This window comes from Arthrobacter sp. AOP29-A2-19 (assembly GCF_058138025.1).
Genome location: NZ_CM176894.1, coordinates 2083068 through 2102284, shown reverse-complemented (window position 1 = coordinate 2102284; position 19217 = coordinate 2083068). Strand labels below are relative to the sequence as shown.

11 protein-coding genes are annotated in these 19217 nt (G+C 69.7%); 6 read left to right on the top strand and 5 right to left on the bottom strand.

Features of this window, described 5'->3' with window-relative positions; translation table 11 throughout:
- Positions 1 to 122 precede the first annotated feature (122 nt).
- Both AC3ZJJ_RS09725 and AC3ZJJ_RS09720 read right to left on the bottom strand, forming a co-directional pair.
- On the bottom strand, positions 123 to 797 hold the full coding sequence (locus AC3ZJJ_RS09725; RefSeq protein ID WP_489891623.1) for a TetR family transcriptional regulator: 675 nt from the start codon (positions 795 to 797) through the stop codon (positions 123 to 125).
- A 197-nt stretch (positions 798 to 994) separates the two neighbouring features.
- Entirely contained in the window at positions 995 to 2410 is a 1416-nt protein-coding gene (locus AC3ZJJ_RS09720) for a dicarboxylate/amino acid:cation symporter (RefSeq protein ID WP_489891622.1), read from the bottom strand.
- A 185-nt stretch (positions 2411 to 2595) separates the two neighbouring features.
- Here AC3ZJJ_RS09720 and AC3ZJJ_RS09715 point away from each other — a divergent pair, with 185 nt between their 5' ends.
- Entirely contained in the window at positions 2596 to 5229 is a 2634-nt protein-coding gene (locus AC3ZJJ_RS09715) for a helix-turn-helix transcriptional regulator (RefSeq protein ID WP_489891621.1), read from the top strand.
- Positions 5230 to 5444: 215 nt separating this feature from the next.
- Here the strand turns inward: AC3ZJJ_RS09715 and AC3ZJJ_RS09710 are convergent, their stop codons facing one another.
- The 3 genes from AC3ZJJ_RS09710 to AC3ZJJ_RS09700 all read right to left on the bottom strand — a co-directional run bounded on the left by AC3ZJJ_RS09710 (position 5445) and on the right by AC3ZJJ_RS09700 (position 9099).
- Complete coding sequence (locus AC3ZJJ_RS09710) at positions 5445 to 7136, bottom strand: DUF885 domain-containing protein (protein WP_489891620.1); 1692 nt, start codon at positions 7134 to 7136, stop codon at positions 5445 to 5447.
- 83 nt (positions 7137 to 7219) lie between these two features.
- Entirely contained in the window at positions 7220 to 7459 is a 240-nt protein-coding gene (locus AC3ZJJ_RS09705; protein WP_489891619.1) for an acyl-CoA carboxylase subunit epsilon, read from the bottom strand.
- A gap of 26 nt (positions 7460 to 7485) precedes the next feature.
- Positions 7486 to 9099 carry an acyl-CoA carboxylase subunit beta gene (locus AC3ZJJ_RS09700; protein WP_489891618.1) on the bottom strand — a complete coding sequence of 538 codons (1614 nt, stop codon included), beginning with the start codon at positions 9097 to 9099 and terminating at the stop codon, positions 7486 to 7488.
- Positions 9100 to 9295: 196 nt separating this feature from the next.
- On the opposite strand from AC3ZJJ_RS09700, the gene AC3ZJJ_RS09695 reads away from it, so the two are divergent.
- The 5 genes from AC3ZJJ_RS09695 (at position 9296) to AC3ZJJ_RS09675 (ending at position 19177) form a co-directional block, all read left to right on the top strand.
- Positions 9296 to 10153: an SDR family oxidoreductase gene (locus AC3ZJJ_RS09695; protein WP_489891617.1), complete on the top strand. Its 858-nt coding sequence runs from the start codon at positions 9296 to 9298 to the stop codon at positions 10151 to 10153.
- Between the two features lie 29 nt (positions 10154 to 10182).
- Positions 10183 to 11160 carry a biotin--[acetyl-CoA-carboxylase] ligase gene (locus AC3ZJJ_RS09690; protein ID WP_489891616.1) on the top strand — a complete coding sequence of 326 codons (978 nt, stop codon included), beginning with the start codon at positions 10183 to 10185 and terminating at the stop codon, positions 11158 to 11160.
- A 66-nt stretch (positions 11161 to 11226) separates the two neighbouring features.
- A complete protein-coding gene (locus AC3ZJJ_RS09685) occupies positions 11227 to 11787 on the top strand; it encodes a PH domain-containing protein (RefSeq protein WP_489891615.1) in 561 nt (186 codons plus the stop codon).
- Positions 11780 to 12973: an adenylate/guanylate cyclase domain-containing protein gene (locus AC3ZJJ_RS09680; RefSeq protein ID WP_489891614.1), complete on the top strand. Its 1194-nt coding sequence runs from the start codon at positions 11780 to 11782 to the stop codon at positions 12971 to 12973. The genes AC3ZJJ_RS09685 and AC3ZJJ_RS09680 overlap by 8 nt, the downstream gene beginning before the upstream one ends.
- A gap of 117 nt (positions 12974 to 13090) precedes the next feature.
- Complete coding sequence (locus AC3ZJJ_RS09675; RefSeq protein WP_489891613.1) at positions 13091 to 19177, top strand: Ig-like domain-containing protein; 6087 nt, start codon at positions 13091 to 13093, stop codon at positions 19175 to 19177.
- Positions 19178 to 19217: the final 40 nt, after the last annotated feature.

Here is a 19217-nt window from a genome sequence, read left to right as displayed (position 1 = left end):
GTGCCCATAAAGGCGCCCGCGGCGCCGCCGACGAGGACCAGGACCAGCGCCCACGCGGCGACGAAGCGCCAGCGGCGACGGTACGCGAGGCGGCCGAGTCGGTAGAGGAAGGTGGCCATGCGTCAGGCCTCTCGCGTCGTGGCCGGAGCGGCCTGGGTGTGAAGAGTGGGGAATCCGTCGCGGAGCTGGGTCAGGGCGGCGGTGAGGTTGTCCTGGAGGGCGGCGATGGAGGCTTCGGAGAGGTCTCCGCCGCCGGCCGCGGCCCAGTGGCCGAACACGGCTTTGCCGGCGCCCACGATCGAGTACGCGAGCACGGCGATGTCCAGTTGCGGCGTGCCGGGCGAACGCTCGGCGAAGGCGGCGATGAGCCGATCGGCGCACCTGTCCCAGGATTCGAGTTGGAGCCTGGCGAGTTGCGGGTTGTTTCCGGCGAGCGTGAAGAGCTCGGCCACGGACGCCAACGCGCGGGCATCGGCAAGGCTGCGGACGGCGTCGGCGGCCGCGGCGACGATGGACATGCCCTCAGGCAGCGTGTCGAGCTGCCGCAGGGCCTGCTCGAGGAACAGCTCGGTGGGCTCGTTGAGCGCGGACTCGACCGACGGGAAATAGTTGAAGAAGGTGCGGCGGGAGACGCCTGCGGCGTCGGCTACCCGATCTGCCGTTACCGCGGTGGCGCCTTCGGTGCGCAGGAGCCGCAGCGCGGCCTCGGCAATGGCCGCCCGTGTGGCGGCCTTGTTCAATTCGCGGCGTGAGGGCGCGCCCTCGGGTGCGGTGGGTGTGGGATCCTCTGGGGGCATGCAATTACACTACGTGCAAGTTTGCACGGTGTGCAAATTGACGCGTGGCCGTCGGTGGCCTGGCCTCCGCCGTCGCCTCGGCCGCCCCCCGCCGTGGGGTTGCCGGCACGCCGTGTTGCGGTGTCCGGGAACGCAAAGGGCGGCCCGGAAACCGGACCGCCTTCCGCTGGCGCTGGGTGGCGCCTGCCGAGGATCGGCTAGGCGGGGGGTGCCGCAGTGCGCGCCTCCGCGCGGCCGCCGGCTGCCTGGGCATCCTCCGTTGCCAGGGCGAACTCGTCGGCGAACGGGTTGCCGTTGCGCGGCGCGTTGTAGAGGCCCTCGTCGAGGATTCCCTCTCGTTTGGCCACGATCGCGGGCACCAGGGCCTGCCCGGCGACGTTGACCGCGGTGCGGCCCATGTCCAGGATCGGATCGACGGCGAGCAACAGGCCGACTCCGGCGAGGGGGAGACCAAGGGTGGACAGCGTCAGCGTCAGCATCACGACGGCGCCTGTTGTGCCGGCCGTGGCCGCGGATCCGAGGACGGACACCAGAGCGATCAGGACGTAGTGGCCCGCGTCCAGCTCGATGCCGAAGAACTGGGCCACGAAGATCGCGGAGACCGCCGGGTAGATTGCGGCGCATCCGTCCATCTTCGTGGTGGCGCCCAGCGGCACCGCGAACGACGCGTACCCGGACGGAACGCCGAGGTTCCGCTCGGTGACCCGCTGGGTCAGGGGCAGGGTGCCGATGGAGGAGCGGGAGACGAAGGCCAGTTGAACGGCCGGCCAGACGCCGGAGAAGTACTGGCGGACACTGAGCCCGTGGACGCGGACCAGGACCGGATACAGCGCGAACAGCACCAGGGCCAGCCCCACGTAGACGGCCACCGTGAACTTGCCGAGGGCGCCGATGGTGTCCCAGCCGTACGTCGCCGTGGCGTTGCCGATCAGGCCAACCGTGCCGATGGGCGCAATGCGGATGATCCACCAGAGAACCTTCTGGATGACGGCGAGGACGGAGGAGCTGAACGCCAGGAAGGGTGCGGCCGGCTTGCCGACCTTGAGGGCGGCGATGCCCACGGCCACCGCGATGACCAGAATCTGCAGCACGTTGAAGCTGACGGCGGTGGTCACCGCCCCGGACTCGGCGACCTTGGAGCTGGCCTCAAGCCCCAGGAAGTTGCCGGGGACCAGGCCGGTCAGGAAGGCCCACCAGTCGCCGGTTTTCCCCGTGTACTCCTCCGGGGTGCCCTGGCCGGTGTTGGCGCCGGGCCGCAGCAGGGCGCCCAGGCCCATGCCGATGAGCACCGAAACGAACGCCGTGATGGCGAACCAAAGGATGGTCTGCCACGCGAGCCGTGCCGCGTTCGCCACCTGGGACAGGTTGGCGATGGATGCCACGACGGCGAAGAAGATCAAGGGCACGACGGCGGCGCGCAAGAGGCTCACATAGCTCGAGCCGATGACGTCGAGGGTCGCGCCCAAGCCGTTCGGGGTCTCGTCGCTGTGTCCGGTGGACTTCGCGACGAGCCCGAGCACGACGCCCAGTATCAGGGCGGCGATGATCTGTGGCCCGAAGGACGTTGCCCAGCGTGGGAGGCGCCTGCGCGGCGCGGAGGATTGAGTAGTCACCCCAAGAAGCTAGGGCGTGCGGCCTAGCAAGGAAACCGGCGGTTGCGTAATGTTACGCGCACGGTGGTGGCCGCATCCGGCCAGTGGATTGGGGATCCGCGGAACGGCGCGCCGAAGAACCGGGACTGTTTCGCCCAGTGGTGGCGAACGTCTCGGCGGAACTTGGGGTCCGCAAGGAGGCGATGTTGGAACCGGCGACACCCGACGACGCGGGGGACTCCGGCATGCCGGACGCGGCCGATGTGGTCCGCGGCGCAGACGGTCCGCCGCGCCCGCCCGTGTCCATCATCGCCCGGCCCCGCCTGTTCGACGAGCTGGACCGGGCGTCCGAGTTTCCGCTGGCGATCCTTCGCGGGCCCGGCGGGAGCGGCAAGACGTCCCTGCTCCTAGATTGGATCAGCCGTTCCGCGGGCGGGTCGGAGAGGCGGACCCGGTGGCTGGACGGGACGGCCCTCCCCGCCGGCGGACACCTGGACAGGGATGCCTTCTGGGCCGCCGTACTGCGGGTCCTGTCCGGCAATGGTGCCGAAGGCCCCCCGGGGGCGGACCCCCTGCCGTCGGGCAGCCGGCTGGTGGACATGATCCGCAATCAAGTGGACGTGGTGCCCGTCCTGCTTGTGGTGGACGGCTGGGAGGGTGCGGTCCTGCCCGGCGTGGCGGACGAGGTGATGGCCGTCGCCGCCGCGGTGCCCCGTCTGAGGTGGATGGTCACGACCCAAACCACCGGTCATCTGGAGCGCCGGGGAACCTTGGACGGCCTGGACGTGGCCGTCATCGGTCCCGAATCCCTTCGCCTCACGGTGGACGAGACCGAGGAGTTGCTCGGCGGCTCCCCGTTGGCGGGCGAGGCCGCGGCCGTGTGGCGCCTTTCGGCCGGTTCGCCGCGGTTTTCCCGGGCACTCCTTGCCCGGGCCGCGGACCGCGGCACCGCTCCCCGCGGGACGGTGGAGGAGGCCGCGGCGGCGGTGGTCGACGATCTGCGGTCGCTACTGGCTTCGGGGACGCTGCCGCCCGGAATGCTGCGGTTCATGGAGCGCACGTCCGTGCCGGAGGAGGTGCCGGTGGGACTGGCGGAGGTCCTGGCCGCGGACGCCGATGCGCCCAGCCACCTGAATGCCGCCGCCCGGCACGGCCACGGAGACTGGACGGGGCGCGGCTCCTTCGCCTACGTCCCCCTGGTCCGCACGGCCTTGCTGGCGGAGTTTGAGCGGAACGCTGCCGGCGACGTCTCGTCGCTCAACCGCGAGTGCGCCCGGTACCTGACCCTGCACGGGAACCCGCGTGCCGCGCTGAGGCACGCACTCGCCGCCCAGGACCTGGATGCGGCCACCGGCGTCCTGCGCCGTTATGCGCTGCACATGGCGGACGCGTCGGAGCGCGAGTCGACCATCGAGACGCTGCGGGGCATCGGCTCCGCGAAGTTGGCCCGCTATCCCATCGTGGCCATGGTGCTGGCGCTGGCGTACATGTCCAGCGGCGTGCACCGTGCCAAGGGGCTGGAGATGCTGGCCGCGGCCATGGCCGGGGTCCGCAATCTGGCCAAGGGCCTGCCGCCCCCGGACCGCATGCTGCTGTCCATGCTGGAGGTCGTGGCGCTGCGCGTGGGCGGACGCGTCGCCACGGCCGAGGCGGTCGCGCGGAGGGCCTTGGCCCGCTACGAAGCGCTATCCGACGACGACCTCGAGGCGATCGGAGACTTCGAGGGCACCATGCTGGCCCACTTCGCGCTGACGTTGGTGCTGGCGGGCCATACGGAGTCGGCGGGCGCGGTCGCGTCGCGCGCCGTGACCGCATCCGCGCGCAGGGAGTCGGCCGCGGGCGAGGGGTACGCGCTGGGTGTCGCCGCCTGCGTGAACGTTGCCGAAGGCGACTTCCGGCAGGCGGCGTTGCTCGTCCGGCGCTCTATTGGGACGGGCTGGATCGAGCGGGAGCCCAGCGCCTACGCGACGACGCCGCTGCGGCTTGCGCAGGCCGCGGTCGAATTCGAGCGCCTCGATCTCGCGGCCGGGAGGGAAGCCTTGGCGCCCATTCTTTCCGAGGCGGAAACCAGCGAGTTTTGGCCGCACATTGTGTCCATGGCGACCATGTTCGACCTGTTGGCGGGCGACGCTGCGCTGTCCCTGGGCAAACTTCGGGCGGTGTTGTCCAGGCAACGCAACCTTCCGCCCACCAACCCCGCAGGCCAGTGGGCGCTGGACGCCGCGGCCGGGTGGTTGCACCTGGCGCTCGGCGATGGGGCCGCCGCGCTGCGCGCCGTGGGCCGGTACCGGGAGAAGTCCGGCGCGCAGGCGCTGATGAGGGCGCGGATCCATTTGGCGCGGGGCCAGTCGGAAGCCGTGCTCCACCTGACCGCGCGCGTCACGGACGGAGACTCGCCCCGCCAGCGGTTCGACGCCGGGGTGTTGGCGCTCGCCGTCCGGCTCCGGCTCGGCGACACGGAGGACACCGAGCGTCGCCTGCGCGAACTTGCGGGGATGTCCTCGGTCTTCAACCTCGTGTCGCCGGTCGCATTGCTGCCGGCGCCCGATCTGGAGCGCGTGCGGGCGGCGGCAGGCGCACACGGTGTGGCGTTGGGCGTTCCCGACGGATTCCGGGCGCTCGTCCAGGGCGACCTTGCCGCCGTCGACCTGACCGCACGGGAAGCGGCGGTGCTCCGCGAGTTGGAGGCCACCGGGAACGCCGCCGCCATCGCGGCGGTGCTGTTTGTTTCCGTCAACACGGTGAAGTCCCAGCTCAGGAGCCTGTACCGGAAGCTCGGGGCCTCGAGTCGCAACGAGGCCCTGAGCGCCGCCCGTCACTATGGTCTGCTCAACAGCTGAGCCCCGGGAGGGTCGTTGGCCCATCGTGAGGATGGCCGCACGCGTCCGCGACGGACGTGTGCGGCCATCTTCCCCCCAAGCGTCGACTGCCTGAGCCGTCTCCGGAGGCCTGCCCCATGCCGGCCCCCGGTCACTTGACCGTACTCATTTATGGTCTCCCTCCAACGACCGCTTGACAGCCGCGAGGGCGAATTTCACCCTCGGGATTCACCCCGTTAAGGGGTCGGCAGCAGGGCCCGGCGCAACGTGTCCAGCCCGACGGAACCCAAGTTTAGGGCCTCCGAATGGAAGGACTTCAGGTCGAACGCGGTGCCCTCGTTCTCTCGGCGCGCGTCGCGGATCTGCTCCCACAGGCGTTGGCCCACCTTGTAGGACGGGGCCTGCCCGGGCCAGCCGAGGTACCGGGTGAACTCGAACTTGAGCTGACCTTCGGAAATGTCCAGATGCTTGGCCAGGAAGTCGTAGCCCTTCTCCGGGGTCCACTGCCCCTTGCCCCAACGCTCCGGCATGTCGAACTCCAGGTGGACGCCGATGTCGAACACCACCCGCGCCGCCCGCATCCGCTGCATGTCGAGCATGCCCATGTGGTCGCCCGGGTCGGACAGGTAGCCGAGCTCGAGCATCAGCCTCTCCGCGTAGAGGGCCCAGCCTTCGCCGTGACCGGATACCCAGCAGGCGTTGCGCCTCCAGTTGTTCAGGGTGTCGCGCCGATAGGTGGCGGTCGCGACCTGCAGGTGGTGGCCCGGGACGCCCTCGTGGTAGACCGTGGTGGTCTCCGACCAAGTGGTGAACTGGTCCTCGCCAACCGGCACCGACCACCACATCCGCCCGGGACGGGCAAAATCGTCGGAGGGTCCCGTGTAGTAGATGCCGCCCTCCTGCGTCGGCGCGATCATGCATTCGAGCTTTTCCATCACCTCAGGGATCTCGAAGTGGACATCCTTCAGCTCGCGGACGGCCTGGTCCGATTTCCCCTGCATCCAGGACTTCAGCGCCTCGGTGCCCTTGAGCTGGCGGTCGGCGTCGGCGTTGAGGATCGACTTGGCTTCCTCGATGGAGGCCCCGTCCTTGACCTGGTTGGCGACCCGTTCCTGCTCCGCGATGAGCCGTTCCAGCTCCTCCACGCCCCAGCGGTAGGTTTCCTCGAGGTCGACCGCGGCCCCGAGGAAGCGACGCGACATCAGCGCGTAGTAGTCGCGGCCGACGGCATCCTTCACCGGGGCGTGGGGGAGGAGGTCGTTCTGGAGGAAATCGGCGAACCGGCTGTACGCGTCGGCGGCGAGCCGGGAGTTCTGCTTGAGGTCGGCGGTCAGCGACGGCGTCAGCTCCTCGTCGCCGGCGCTAGCCCCGGCGACGAACGAGTCGAAGAAGCCGCCCGGCTTCGCGTAGTCGCGGGCCTGTTCGACGACGATCTCCACCTGCCGCCGAGCGGAAACCTTGCCCTGCTCCAGGCTTGCGCGCAGCGATTCCTCGTAGCCGGCGAGGGCACCGGGCACGTTGGCGAGGCGGCCTGCGATGTGGCTCCACTGCTCGGCGGTGTCCGTCGGCATCAGGTCGAAGACGGCGCGGATGCCTTGCGCGTTGGAGGCGATGTTGTTCAGCTCCGTCACGCCGGTCTCGTGGATTTCCAGCTCCAGCCCCAGCCGCTCGCGCATTGCGTCCAACGTGGTCCGGTCGATGTCGTCCACAGGTTCCAGCCCCTCGAGCCGTGCGAGGGCCGTCCGGTTCGCCTCGGCCATGGCGCGCTCGCCCGCGGGGGAATAGTCACCGTATTCGGTCTCGTGCCCCGGGATGCCCAGGCTCGTCGCGAAATCGGGCGCGAGTTCCAGCAGGCGGGCGAAGTAGTCGTCGGCGACGGCGTCGATGGCGGTGGGAACGCGTGAGGTTCCGGATGTGGCGTTGGTCATAGGGGAAGACTACCGGTTTGTGAAGCCTTCGCTGAAGACCCTGGCCGAGTTATTTTGTCTCCCGCACTTGCGCGGCGGCGCGTCTAGAACCGCCCGCTGCGCCAGGACCCGGGGAGCCCGGCCAGCTGCCTGCCCCGGCGGGATTGGCGCCGCAGGCGCTCGCCACGCGACGCGGTCGCCGGCTCCTCCTCGTCCTGTCCATTGCCCAACGCCAGCACCACGGCGGTCAGCGCGGCCAGCTCGGCGGTGGTCGGGTTGCCCCGTTCCACGGTGAACAGCGCCGGCGCACCCGGTCCGGTCTCCGGCGTCGTTGTGTTCTCCACGTTGCTCCGTTCCTTCAGCGGTCTTCCTACAGCGGGATGTTGCCGTGCTTCTTGGCGGGCAGCGACGCGTGCTTGTCGCGCAGGGCGCGTAGGCCGCGCACGATCTGCAGGCGAGTGTCGGCTGGCGCGATGACCGCGTCCACATACCCGAGCTGGGCGGCCTGGTACGGGTTCAAGAGTTCGGCCTCGTAGTCGGCGATGATCTCCTGGCGCCGCTCCTCGACGTCGCCGCCGGCGGCCTCGACGGCCGCGAGGTCGCGGCGGTAGAGGATGTTCACGGCGCCCTGGGCGCCCATCACGCCGATCTGGGCCGTGGGCCAGGCCAGGTTCAGGTCGGCGCCCAGCTTCTTGGACCCCATCACGATGTACGCGCCGCCGTAGGCCTTGCGGGTGATGACGGTGATCTTGGGAACGGTGGCCTCGGCATAGGCGAACAGGAGCTTGGCGCCGCGGCGGATGATCCCCTGGAACTCCTGGTCCTTGCCGGGCAGGAATCCCGGGACGTCCACCAGGGTCAGGATGGGCACGCCGAACGCGTCGCAGTTCCGGACGAAGCGCGCGGCCTTCTCCGACGCGGCGATGTCCAGCGTCCCCGCGAACTGCATCGGCTGGTTGGCGACGATGCCCACGGTGCGGCCCTCGACGCGCGCATACCCGATCATGATGTTCGGCGCGTACAGCGACTGCATCTCGAGGAACGCGCCGTCGTCCACGACGTGCTCGATCACCTTGCGCATGTCGTAGGGCTGGTTGGCGGAGTCGGGGATCAGCGTGTCCAGTTCCAGGTCGCCGGCGGTGAGTTCGAGTTCCTCGTCGAAGTCCGCGGCGGGCGCCTCGGCCATGTTGTTGGACGGGAGGTAGTCCAGGAGCTCCTTGACGAACTCGATCGCGTCCTCCTCGCCCGCGGCGAGGTAGGTGGCGGTGCCGGTGGTGGAGTTGTGTTGCCGGGCCCCGCCGAGGGTCTCCATGTCCACTTCTTCGCCCGTCACCGTCTTGATGACGTCGGGTCCCGTGATGAACATGTGGCTGGTCTTGTCCACCATGACCACGTAGTCGGTCAAGGCAGGCGAGTAGGCGGCCCCGCCCGCGCAGGGCCCCATGATCAGGGAAATTTGGGGCACCACCCCAGAGGCATGGACGTTGTTGCGGAAGATGTCGGCGAACATCGCCAGCGAGGCGACGCCTTCCTGGATGCGGGCGCCGCCGCCGTCGTTGATGCCCACCACGGGGCAGCCGTTGCGGAGGGCGAACTCCTGGACCTTGACGATCTTTTCCCCGTTCACCTGGCTGAGCGAGCCGCCGTACACGGAGAAATCCTGGGAGTACACGGCGACCAGCCGGCCGTCCACGGTGCCGTAGCCGGAAACGACGCCGTCGCCAAGCGGCCGCTTTTTGTCCATGCCGAAGGCGGAGGTGCGGTGGACCGCCAGCGCGTCGAACTCAACGAACGATTCCTCGTCGACCAGCAGGTCGATCCGCTCGCGGGCCGTGTTCTTCCCCCGGGCGTGCTGTTTCTCCACGGCCTCCGGACCGGAGGGGAGTAGCGACTGGGCCTGCCGGCGGCGGAACTCGGCGATCTTGCCCGCCGTGGTGGACACGTCGATCGCATCGTCAATCGTGTCGGTGCCGGTCTCGCTCATGCCGGGGACTCCCGTCTGGTTGGGGTAGTAGGAATGGCACAACGATTGCGCCGTTCCTGCAAGTCTAGTGACGGGCGTTCATCGCCAGCCTGTAGGAACCCTACAAAAACCACCAGCGGCACTGGGCCGGTGTGGTGGCAAATACCGTTGTTACCGATGGGTAACATTTGGTCGATTTCTGTCGTAGGGTGTTGCCATGACCACGCAGCGAACCGCAGAGACCGATCCCGCCGCCCCGCTCGCAGGCCGCACCATCCTGATGAGTGGAGGGAGCAGGGGAATCGGCCTGGCGATCGCCCTGCGCGCCGCAGCGCAGGGTGCCAACATCGCCCTGATGGCCAAGACTGCGCGCACCCACGCGTCCCTGGAGGGGACCGTGTATTCGGCGGCCGAGGAAATCCGGGCGGCCGGCGGCATCGCCCTTCCGCTCGTGGGGGACGTGCGCAACGACGCCGACGTCCAGAATGCGGTCGACGAGACGGTGGCGACGTTCGGCGGCATCGACGCCGTCGTCAACAACGCGTCCGCGATCGACCTGTCCCGAACCGACGACGTTTCCATGCGGCGCTACGACCTGATGCAGGACATCAACGTGCGCGGAACCTTCCTGCTTTCCAAGCTCAGCCTCCCGGCCCTTCGCCGCTCGGCCAACGGCCACATCCTCACGCTGTCCCCGCCGCTGAACCTGGATCCCGCGTGGGCGGGCAGGCACCTTGCGTACACGATGGCCAAGTACGGCATGAGTCTCACGACGCTGGGCCTGGCCGAGGAGCTGCGCGCCGACGCCATCGCCGTGAACTCCCTCTGGCCGGCGACGCTCATCGACACGGCCGCGATCCGGAACATGCCCGGCGGCGAGAGCTTGGCGCGCTCGGCAAGGAGCCCGCGCATCGTGGCCGACGCCGCGGTGGCGGTCCTCGCCCGGCCCGCGGCCGGCTGCACCGGCAACTTCTTCACCGACGAGGATGTCCTCCGCGCGGAGGGCGCCACGGATCTTTCCGAGTACAGCCTGGGCGCACCGGAGGACCGGCTGGTCCCCGACATCTTCCTCTAGGACCGCGCGGCGGGATCTAGGCTGGAACCATGACGAGCGACGCATCGACCCCCGCCGCCCCCGAGCCGCAGGCAACGTCAGGTCCCGCGGAAGCGGCGGCGCCGCCCGGGCCGCAGGCCCCCGGAGACCAGGCCCCCGGACGCCAAGACTTCGGACCCCTGGACCGCCAGCCGCTAAACGGTGCGGCCCTGCGGGCGACCCTCGCTCAGCCCGCTGGACCCTACGCCCGCCTGGAGACCGTCGAGTCCACGGGATCGACCAACGCCGACGTTGCTGAGGCGGCCGCCGCCCACCCGGGGGACTGGCCGGACCTGAGTGTGCTGGCCACCGACTTCCAGTCCGCGGGCAAAGGGCGCCTCGAGCGGGTCTGGCAGGCGCCTCCGCGCAGTTCCCTTGCGGCGTCCATTCTGTTTCGGCCCGGATCCGCCGCCGGGGGACCGCTGCCGGCCGGCGCCTACGGTTGGCTGTCCATGCTCTGCGCGCTGGCGCTGGCGGAGGCCATCGAGGAGGCGAGCGGGCTCGACGCCCGGATCAAGTGGCCCAACGACGTGCTGGTCGGCGGCCGCAAGGTGGCCGGACTCCTGGCCCAGCTGGTGCCGGCGGGCCGCGTGCCGGCCGTCGTCGTCGGCTCGGGAGTCAACGTCGGCCTCACCGAGGCCGAACTGCCCGTGCCGACCGCCACCAGCCTGCTGCTGGAGGGCAGTCCATCGATCGACAACACGGTGGTCCTCGGCGCGTACCTTCGCAGGGTGGCGGTCCTGTACGGCGACTTCGTCGCCGCGGAGGGCGACGCCGCGGCCGGGCTGCGCGTTGGCGTCTCGGCGCGCATGGCCACCCTCGGCGCACGGATCCGCGCCGACCTGCCCGGCGGAGCGACACTGGAGGGCACGGCCGTGGGGCTCGAGGCCGACGGCGCCCTGCGTGTCCGCTCCGGCGACGGGACCGAGACGGTCCTCCGCGCGGGCGACGTGGTGCACGTGCGCCGCGCGGATGGCGGCTACGCGTAGCCAACCGGCCGCCGGGGGCCGGGGCCCGCGCCTAGACTTGAAGCGAGCAACCCACGAGGAGGACCCATGCGGCTTCGGCTGGCAGAGGGCGAACGCGTCATCGTCAGGACACGCGCGCACCGCCGGGTCCTGATGGTCCCCGCCCTCGCCTTCCTGGCCCTCGTCGGGCTGACGGGGTTCGCGCTGGGGTGGCTGAGCCGTCCCGGCCTGCCGCCGGCCCTTCAGGACGCGCTTCCCCTGCTACGGGTGGTGGTGCCGCTCGCGGCCGCCGTGCTGGCCCTGACCTGGTGCGTGGCCCCGCTTCTGCGCTGGCAGCGCACGCTGACCTACCTGACCAACCGCCGGGTCGTCATCCGGCGCGGAATGGGCGGACGGTCTCAGTGGGAGTTGCCGCTGGTGATCGTCGGGGGGATCCGGGTGCGCCAACCCGTCCTCAGAAGGGGGGCGGGAGCCGGGACTCTGGTGCTGGACACGGCCAACGGCGCGGCCGAGTTGACGAACATGCCGGGCGTCCACCGGCTGCGGGAGTTGGTCCTCGACGCCATCGAGGCTTTGCCAAGGACCGTCATGTTCGATGGTGTAGAACTGGATGTTGAACAACGGATGGATTGGACGGGACATGGTTGATGGGCCGCAGGACGGCGTGCTGGGCGGCTCGTCCGCCGCAACGCCGGATCCCGAGCCGCACCCCACCACCGCCCCACTGCCCCAACTGAGCCCCGACGCCGGTCCCGAGACCCGCGCCCTCCCGTTGGTGCAGGCGCTCGCCCGCGAAGCCGTCAAGGAGTCCGCAAAGGACCTCGAGCACAGGCTGCTGGGTGCGGAACGCACCATGCGCCGGCGCGAGGTCGCCGCCGGGGCGGGGATCTCGCTGCTCAGCGCCCGCAAGCTGTGGCGGGCCATGGGCTTCCCCAACCTCGGGGACGACGACGTCGCCTTCACCCAAGTGGACCTCGACGCGCTGGTGGTCATCGTCGAACAGGTGCGCGCCGGCAAGCTCACGGAGGAGGCGGCGATTTCCCTGACCCGGGCGATCGGCCAGATGACCGACCGCATGGTGGTGTGGCAGGTCGAGGCCCTCGTCGAGGACATGGTGCAAAACCAGGGGGTGAGCGATCCGGAGGCCCGGCGGCGTCTGGTGGACCTGCTGCCGGAGCTGATCGAGCCGATGGAGAAGATCCTGCTGTACTCGTGGCGGCGGCAGCTCAATTCCGCGGTGCACAGGCTTGGCGTGCGCGCCGAGACCGGCCTCGCGTCCAGCGAGGAGGGCCGGGACGGAAGCGAGGACGACGCGCCGTTGCCCCTGGCGCGCGCGGTCGGGTTCGCCGATCTGGTTTCCTACACCAGCCTGTCCCGCCGGATGAACGAACGCACGCTTGCCCAGCTGGTCCAGCGGTTCGAGAACAAGTGCGCCGAGATCATCTCCGTCGGCGGCGGCCGCCTCGTCAAGACCATCGGCGACGAGGTCCTCTTCGTCGCCGAAACACCGCAAGCTGGGGCCCAGATCTCGCTGTCGTTGGCGCGGGAGTTCAAGAAGGACGAGTTCCTCCCGGACACGAGGGTGTCCCTAGTCTGGGGCAGGATCCTGTCCCGGCTCGGAGACATCTACGGGCCAACGGTCAACCTCGCCGCGCGGCTGACCGCGCTCGCGGAGCCCGGGACGGTGCTCACCGACGCCATGACTGCGGCCACGCTTGCGGGCGACGACCGGTTTGTACTGATTCCGCAGGAAACGACGTCCGTGCGCGGCTTCGGAGACATCAATCCGGTGGTCCTGGCCCCCGGCGAGGGGACCGGCCTGGTGCTGGACTGACGCATGGGGACAACTCCCCATCGCACTGTTGTTCCTCCATCGGTTAGGCTGATGACGGTCGACGCCGGTCTTGTTGGGGGAGCGCTTAGGCGACAAGTATCTACGTGAGGTCTCGTCATGTCCCGATGGGGAGCGAATACCGGCAAGTCCGCGGGCTTTAAGGTTGCGGCGGTTTCGGCGGCAACGGCGTTGGCCGTCACCGGAGCCATCATCTACCCCGGGTTTGAAACCGCGGACGTGGACCTCAACGACGGCGGCGTCTGGGTGGTCAACAAGTCGGTCAACAAGGTGGGCCACCTGAACTACCAGTCGCGCGTGCTCGACGGTGGTGTGGTGACACCACTGCCCCGCTACGACCTGGCGCAGAACGCGGACCGGGTGTTTGTCAGAAACCTGGAGCAGGCCTCGCTGACCACGGTGGACCCGGCCATGGTCGCCTTCACCGACGACAACGCACTGCCGGCCAACTCGTCGTTCTCCTACGGCACCTCGGTGGTGGCGGTTTCCGACGCCGAGCGCGGCATTGTCTACGCGTCCAGCACGGAGCAGCTCAGCGAGTTCTCGGCGCAGGACCAGGAGCCGCTGCTCGACGCGGAGGGCGACACCCTCACCGCCGTCGGCCCCGACGACACCGTCTGGGCCGTCGACTTCAACGCCAACCGGTTCCTCAGCTTCACGGCGCTCGCCGACGGCACGTTCGAGCCGGGGGAGAACCGCGAGATCGAGGGCCTGTCCTCGCTGGCCGACCCGCAGCTGAGCGTGGTTGGCGATACCGCCGTCGTCTTCGATGCCGCATCCGGAGACGTGCTGACGTCCGACGGCACGGCAACCACCGTCGTCGACCCCACGGGAGGCAAGATCCAGGCGCCCGGGCCCGAGGCCGACGGCGTCGCGATCGCCCTGTCCAACAAGCTGGCCGAGGTGCCGCTCGGAGGGGGCGACGCCACCTACCGCCCCCTGGCGGCGACGGGCGAGCCCATCCAGCCGGTCCGCGTCGGCGAATGCACCTACGCGGCGTGGCAGGGCAGCGCGGCCTACGTCCGCGACTGCGCCAACGACGCCGAGGACAACGAGGCGCAGATCCCCGAACTCGGCGGCTCCGCCGAACTGGCCTTCCGCGTCAACCGCGACGTGGTGGTGCTCAACGATGTTGCCAGCGGCCTGGTGTGGCTGGTCAACGACGGCATGCAGGTGGTGAACAACTGGAGCGATCTGGAACCGCCCAAGGGCAAGGGCGAGGCGAAGAAGGAGGACTCCAAGGAGATCACCGACGCGATCGAGCTCCCCAACCGCACCGAGGACAACAAAAAGCCCATCACCAAGCCGGACAACTTCGGCGTGCGCCCGGGCCGCACCACGGCCCTGCCGGTCCTGTTCAACGACGTCGATCCCGACGGCGACCTGCTGGTGGCGACCCTGGAGGGCAAGCAGCCCTCCGTGGGAACCCTGCAGGGAATCTACGACGGCACCGGCTTCCAGCTGGTGGTCCCGGACGACGCGACCGGTTCGACGTCGTTCGTCTACAAGGCGTCCGACGGGCGCGGCGGCGAAGCGACCGGCAAGGCGACCGTTCGCGTCGTGCCGATGGACAAGAACACCGGCCCCGTGCAGGAACGCGTGACCACGCTGCGCGTCCAGCAGGGCGAATCGATCACCCAGCACATCCTGACGGACTGGTCGGACCCCGAGGGCGACGACCTCCAGCTCCTCGGCGGCGCCAGTAAGGACAACGACACCGTGCGGGTCCGGCCCGACGGCGCGTTGACCTTCCAGGACAGCGGCAAGGCCGTGGGCCGCAAGGAGATCACGGTGCAGGTTTCCGACGGACAGAAGAGCACCCAGGGGCGCATCGTCGTCGAGGTTCTCGCCAAGTCCACCATCCCGCCGATCCCCTCCACCGACCACGTGGTGGCCAACGTCGGCGAGGAGGTGACCTTTTCTCCGCTGGAGAACGACGGCGACCCGTCCGGAGCGGGACTCCGCCTGGCGAACGTCGACTCGGTCAACGGGCTGGAACTGGCGTCGAACCCGGACACGGGGACGGTCACGCTGCGCGGGGAGCGCACCGGCACCTTCTACGCCAAGTACGTGGCCACGAACGGCCCCTCGAGCGCCGCTGGGCTCATCCGCATCGACGTCAAGGACCCCGAGCAGAACACCGGCAACCCGGTGGCCGTGCGCGACGTCGCCCTGCTGCCCGCGGGAGGAAACGTGCTGGTCAACGTGCTCGGCAACGACTCGGATCCGGCCGGTGGCGTCCTGGTGCTGACCGGGGCGGAAGTCCCGGACGACGCGCCGTTCACGGTCGCCGTCGAACGCAACAGCTTTGTCCGCGTCACGGACGTGCGCGGCCTGACCGAGTCCACCAAGGTGACCTACACGGTCTCCAACGGAAGCGGCGTCTCCAAGGGCGAGATCACCGTTATCCCGGTTCCCGCCCCGCCGCGGTTGGACCCGCCGCGGCCCAACCCGGACACCGTTGTGGTGCGGGCCGGAGACGTGGCGACGGTCGACGTCCTTGAGAACGACGTCCACCCGAACGGCGCCGAATTGACGCTGCGCCCCGAGCTCAAGGAATCCTCGAAGATCGGCGAGGGCAGCCTGGTCAGCGTCGCCGACGACACCGTGCGCTTCCGCGCCGGGGCGTTCGACGGCAAGCCGCGCACCGTGTCCGCGGTCTACACGGTCGCGGGCCCGGACGGCCAGGAGGCCAACGCGCGCGTCAACTTCCACGTCCAGCCGCAGGACCTCGAGAACAACGCGCCGCCGAACGCCGTGCAGGTCCAGGGCCGCGTCTTCGCCGGCGGCAGCACGTCGATCGACATCCCGCTGAACGGCATCGACCCGGACGGCGACTCGGTCACCTTGGTGCAGCTGGGTTCCGCCCCCACGCTGGGCAACGCCAAGGTTCGCGGTTCGGCCATCGAGTACACGGCCGGCAAGGAGGCCAGCGGAACCGACGTCTTCACCTACGTCGTCGAAGACCGGCTCGGTGCGCGCGCCACCGGCACCGTCATGGTCGGCATCGCCCCGCTCGCCAGCACCAACAACCCGCCCGTCGCGGCCAACGACTCCATCACGGTGCGGCCCGACCGTCCGGTCTCCGTGGACGTGCTGACCAACGACACCGATCCCGATGGGGACAAGATCGCGCTTGTGGACGACCTCAAGGCCTCCGAGGGCGCCGACGCAAAGGTCGTCGAGGGCCGCATCGTCGTGACGTCTCCGTCGGAGAAGGGCTCGCTGTCCGTCCGGTACAACGTGAGCGACGGACGCGGAGGCTCGGCCTCGGCGACGCTGACGGTCCAGGCCGACCCGGAGGCCAAGCTCTTGGCCCCGATCGCGCGCGACGACCGCTCCTCCCTCCAGGAGACCGTGGGCAAGGAGCAGATCACCATCCCGGTCCTCGACAACGACGAGGACCCGGACGGCCGCACCGACGACCTCGAGGTCTCGCTGCCGGACGAGCCCGACACCGCCAGCGTCGTCGACGGCCAGCTGCGGGTGAAGGTGCTCGCGCAGGCGCAGGTGGTCGCCTACACGGTGACCGACGTCGACGGCCTGTACTCCACCGCCTTCGCGCACGTGCCGGGCTCCGGAGAGGCGCGCCCAGTCCTGAAGAGCGACACGCCGCTCGAGATCATGGCCGGCGAGCCGCTGCAGCTCAAGCTCCCGGACCTCGTCCAGGTGCGCGACGGGCGCAGCGCCCGCCTGACGGGCGAGGACAAGATCAAGTCCGTGCCCCAGAGCGAGGGCCAGCTGGTCAAGTCGGCGACCGAACTGACCTTCCGATCGGCGAAGGACTACTCCGGCCCGGCATCCGTGACCGTCGAGGTCACCGACGGGACCGGACCGGACGACCCGGACGGCCTTGCCGCCGTCCTGTCGATCCCCGTCAAGGTCCTGCCGCGGCCCGAGGAAAACAAGCCGCCGACCATCCAGTCGAATTCCATGGAGGTGGCGCAGGGCGAGGACCCGGCCACGCTGGACCTGCGCCGCACGGCCACGGACCCCGATGCCGGAGACACCGAAAAACTGGTGTTCAAGGTTGCCGAGACCAACATCCAGGGCGTCGACGTCGAACTCGTCGACGGTCACACGCTGCGGGCGTCCGCGCCGGCAACGACCCCCAAGGGCACCCGGGGCGCCGTCACGGTGACGGTCCAGGACGAGAAGAATCCACCCGTCTCCGCGACGGTCTCCATCTCCGTGCTCGCCTCCAACCGCGAGCTCCCGGTGGCCGTCAACGACACTGTCGCCGACGCCCACCAGGGCCGCACCGAGGTGGTCCCCGTGCTGGCCAACGACCACAACCCCTACAAGGGCGAGGGCGAGCTGACCATCATCGGCGCCACCGGGCGGCAGGGGGACGGAACGGTCCAGGTAAGCGGCCAGAACCTCGAAATCACGCCGGCCGAGACGTTCGTGGGCACCATGACCGTGCAGTACACCATCGGCGACATGACCGAGGACGCGGACCGCGAGGTCACCGGCACGGTCACGCTGAACGTCAAGGGCCGCCCCGAGGCGCCGGGCCTGCCGCTGGTGGAGTCGACCGGCGACCAGACCGTGGTCCTGCAGTGGGACGCGCCGTCCAACAACGGTTCCCCCATCGAGTACTACACGGTCCGCGGCGGCGGATTCGAGCAGCAGTGCGCGGCGACCACGTGCACGCTGAACGGCCTGGTGAACGACAAGACCTACAACTTCACCGTCACCGCCACAAACGCGGTCAACGAGTCCGACCCCTCGGCCGAGTCCGCCGAGGCCCGGCCGGACGTCGAACCCGAGCAGCCCGCGCCGCCGACCACCACCTACGGCGACCAGGAGGTCGCCGTGAAGTGGGCCGCACCGGTCAGCCGCGGTTCGGCGGTCACCGGCTACACGCTGGAGATCTCCCCGGCGCCGGCCAACGGCGTCACCCAGGTCACGGGCATCACCGGCACCGGCTACACGTGGAAGGGTCTCGCCAACGGAGTCTCCTACCAGTTCCGGGTGCAGGCGCTGAACAAGGCGGACAAGCCGTCCCCTTGGAGCCTCTACTCCGCGGGCGTGATCCCGGCAGGGAAGCCGTTCCAGCCGGTCGCCCCGACCGCGGTGCGCCAGGAATCGGCGGTCGACGGCGGCGTCGTCAACGTGAACTGGTCGGCGCCGGACAACAACGGCGCGCCGCTCCAGGGATACACGCTGAAGGTCTTCGAGAACGGCGCCCTGGAACGCTCCATGAAGCTGCCGGCGAGCAGTACCAGCCAGACGTTGCCGGGCCTGAAGACCACAAGCTCCTACAGCTTCAGTGTGACTGCCCAGAACAAGGTTGGGGCGTCGCCGGAAAGCGCGCAGTCCACGGCCGTCACCCCCTACGGGCGTCCGCTCGCCATCGGCAAGCCCACCGCGACGGCGACCGGGCAGAACAACCAGGTCCGCCTGGACTTCAGCCCGCCCGGGGCCAACGGATCCGCCATCACGGCCTACCAGTATTCGACCGACGGCGGTTCCTGGCAGTCCATCTCGGGTCCCGGAACGGTCATCACCACCAACGCCAACGGGTCCGCCCACACCTGGCGCGTCCGCGCCCTGAACGCCGCTGGCGCCGGCGACCCCAGCGCCGGGTCGAACAGCACCAGCTCCTACGGGCCGCTGCGCGACGGCGGCGGTCGGTCGGCCAGCCACGGCGACGACTGGATCGACTTCCGGTGGAACGGAAACGCCGACGCCTACGCCAACGGTCGGCCCGTCACGCTGACCATTTCGGTCGACGGGGGCTACGGGGGAACGCCCAACGACGGCAACCAGCGCGTCGGCGGTCTGGGGTGGAGCACCACCCGCACGCTGACCGTGACCGCGCGGGACTCCGAGGGCAACCACTCCGGCTCGTGGCAGGTCAGCGACACGACCAACAAGAAGCCGGATCCGCCGGCCCGCTCCGTCACCCTGCGGAAGGGCCCGGAGTACAACGGGTACGAGGGATGCTGGATCCGCTGCCACAAGTTCGACGTCGAGGTGAACAACTTCGCCGGCAACGCGTCCTTCCCCGTGCGGTGCTACAACAGCAACGGCCGCTTCGACAGCGGTGTGCACACCATGAGGACCAATGGCGACGGCTACGGCCGGTCTGTCATCGAATGCGTGAACGGCGAGGGCTACGCCAACCCCGTCTATGCCACCGTCGACGGCGTCGAGTCCAACAAGATCAGCAACTGGTAGCCCAAGGCTCCCGCCACCCACGTTCACAGCTTTTGAAGGA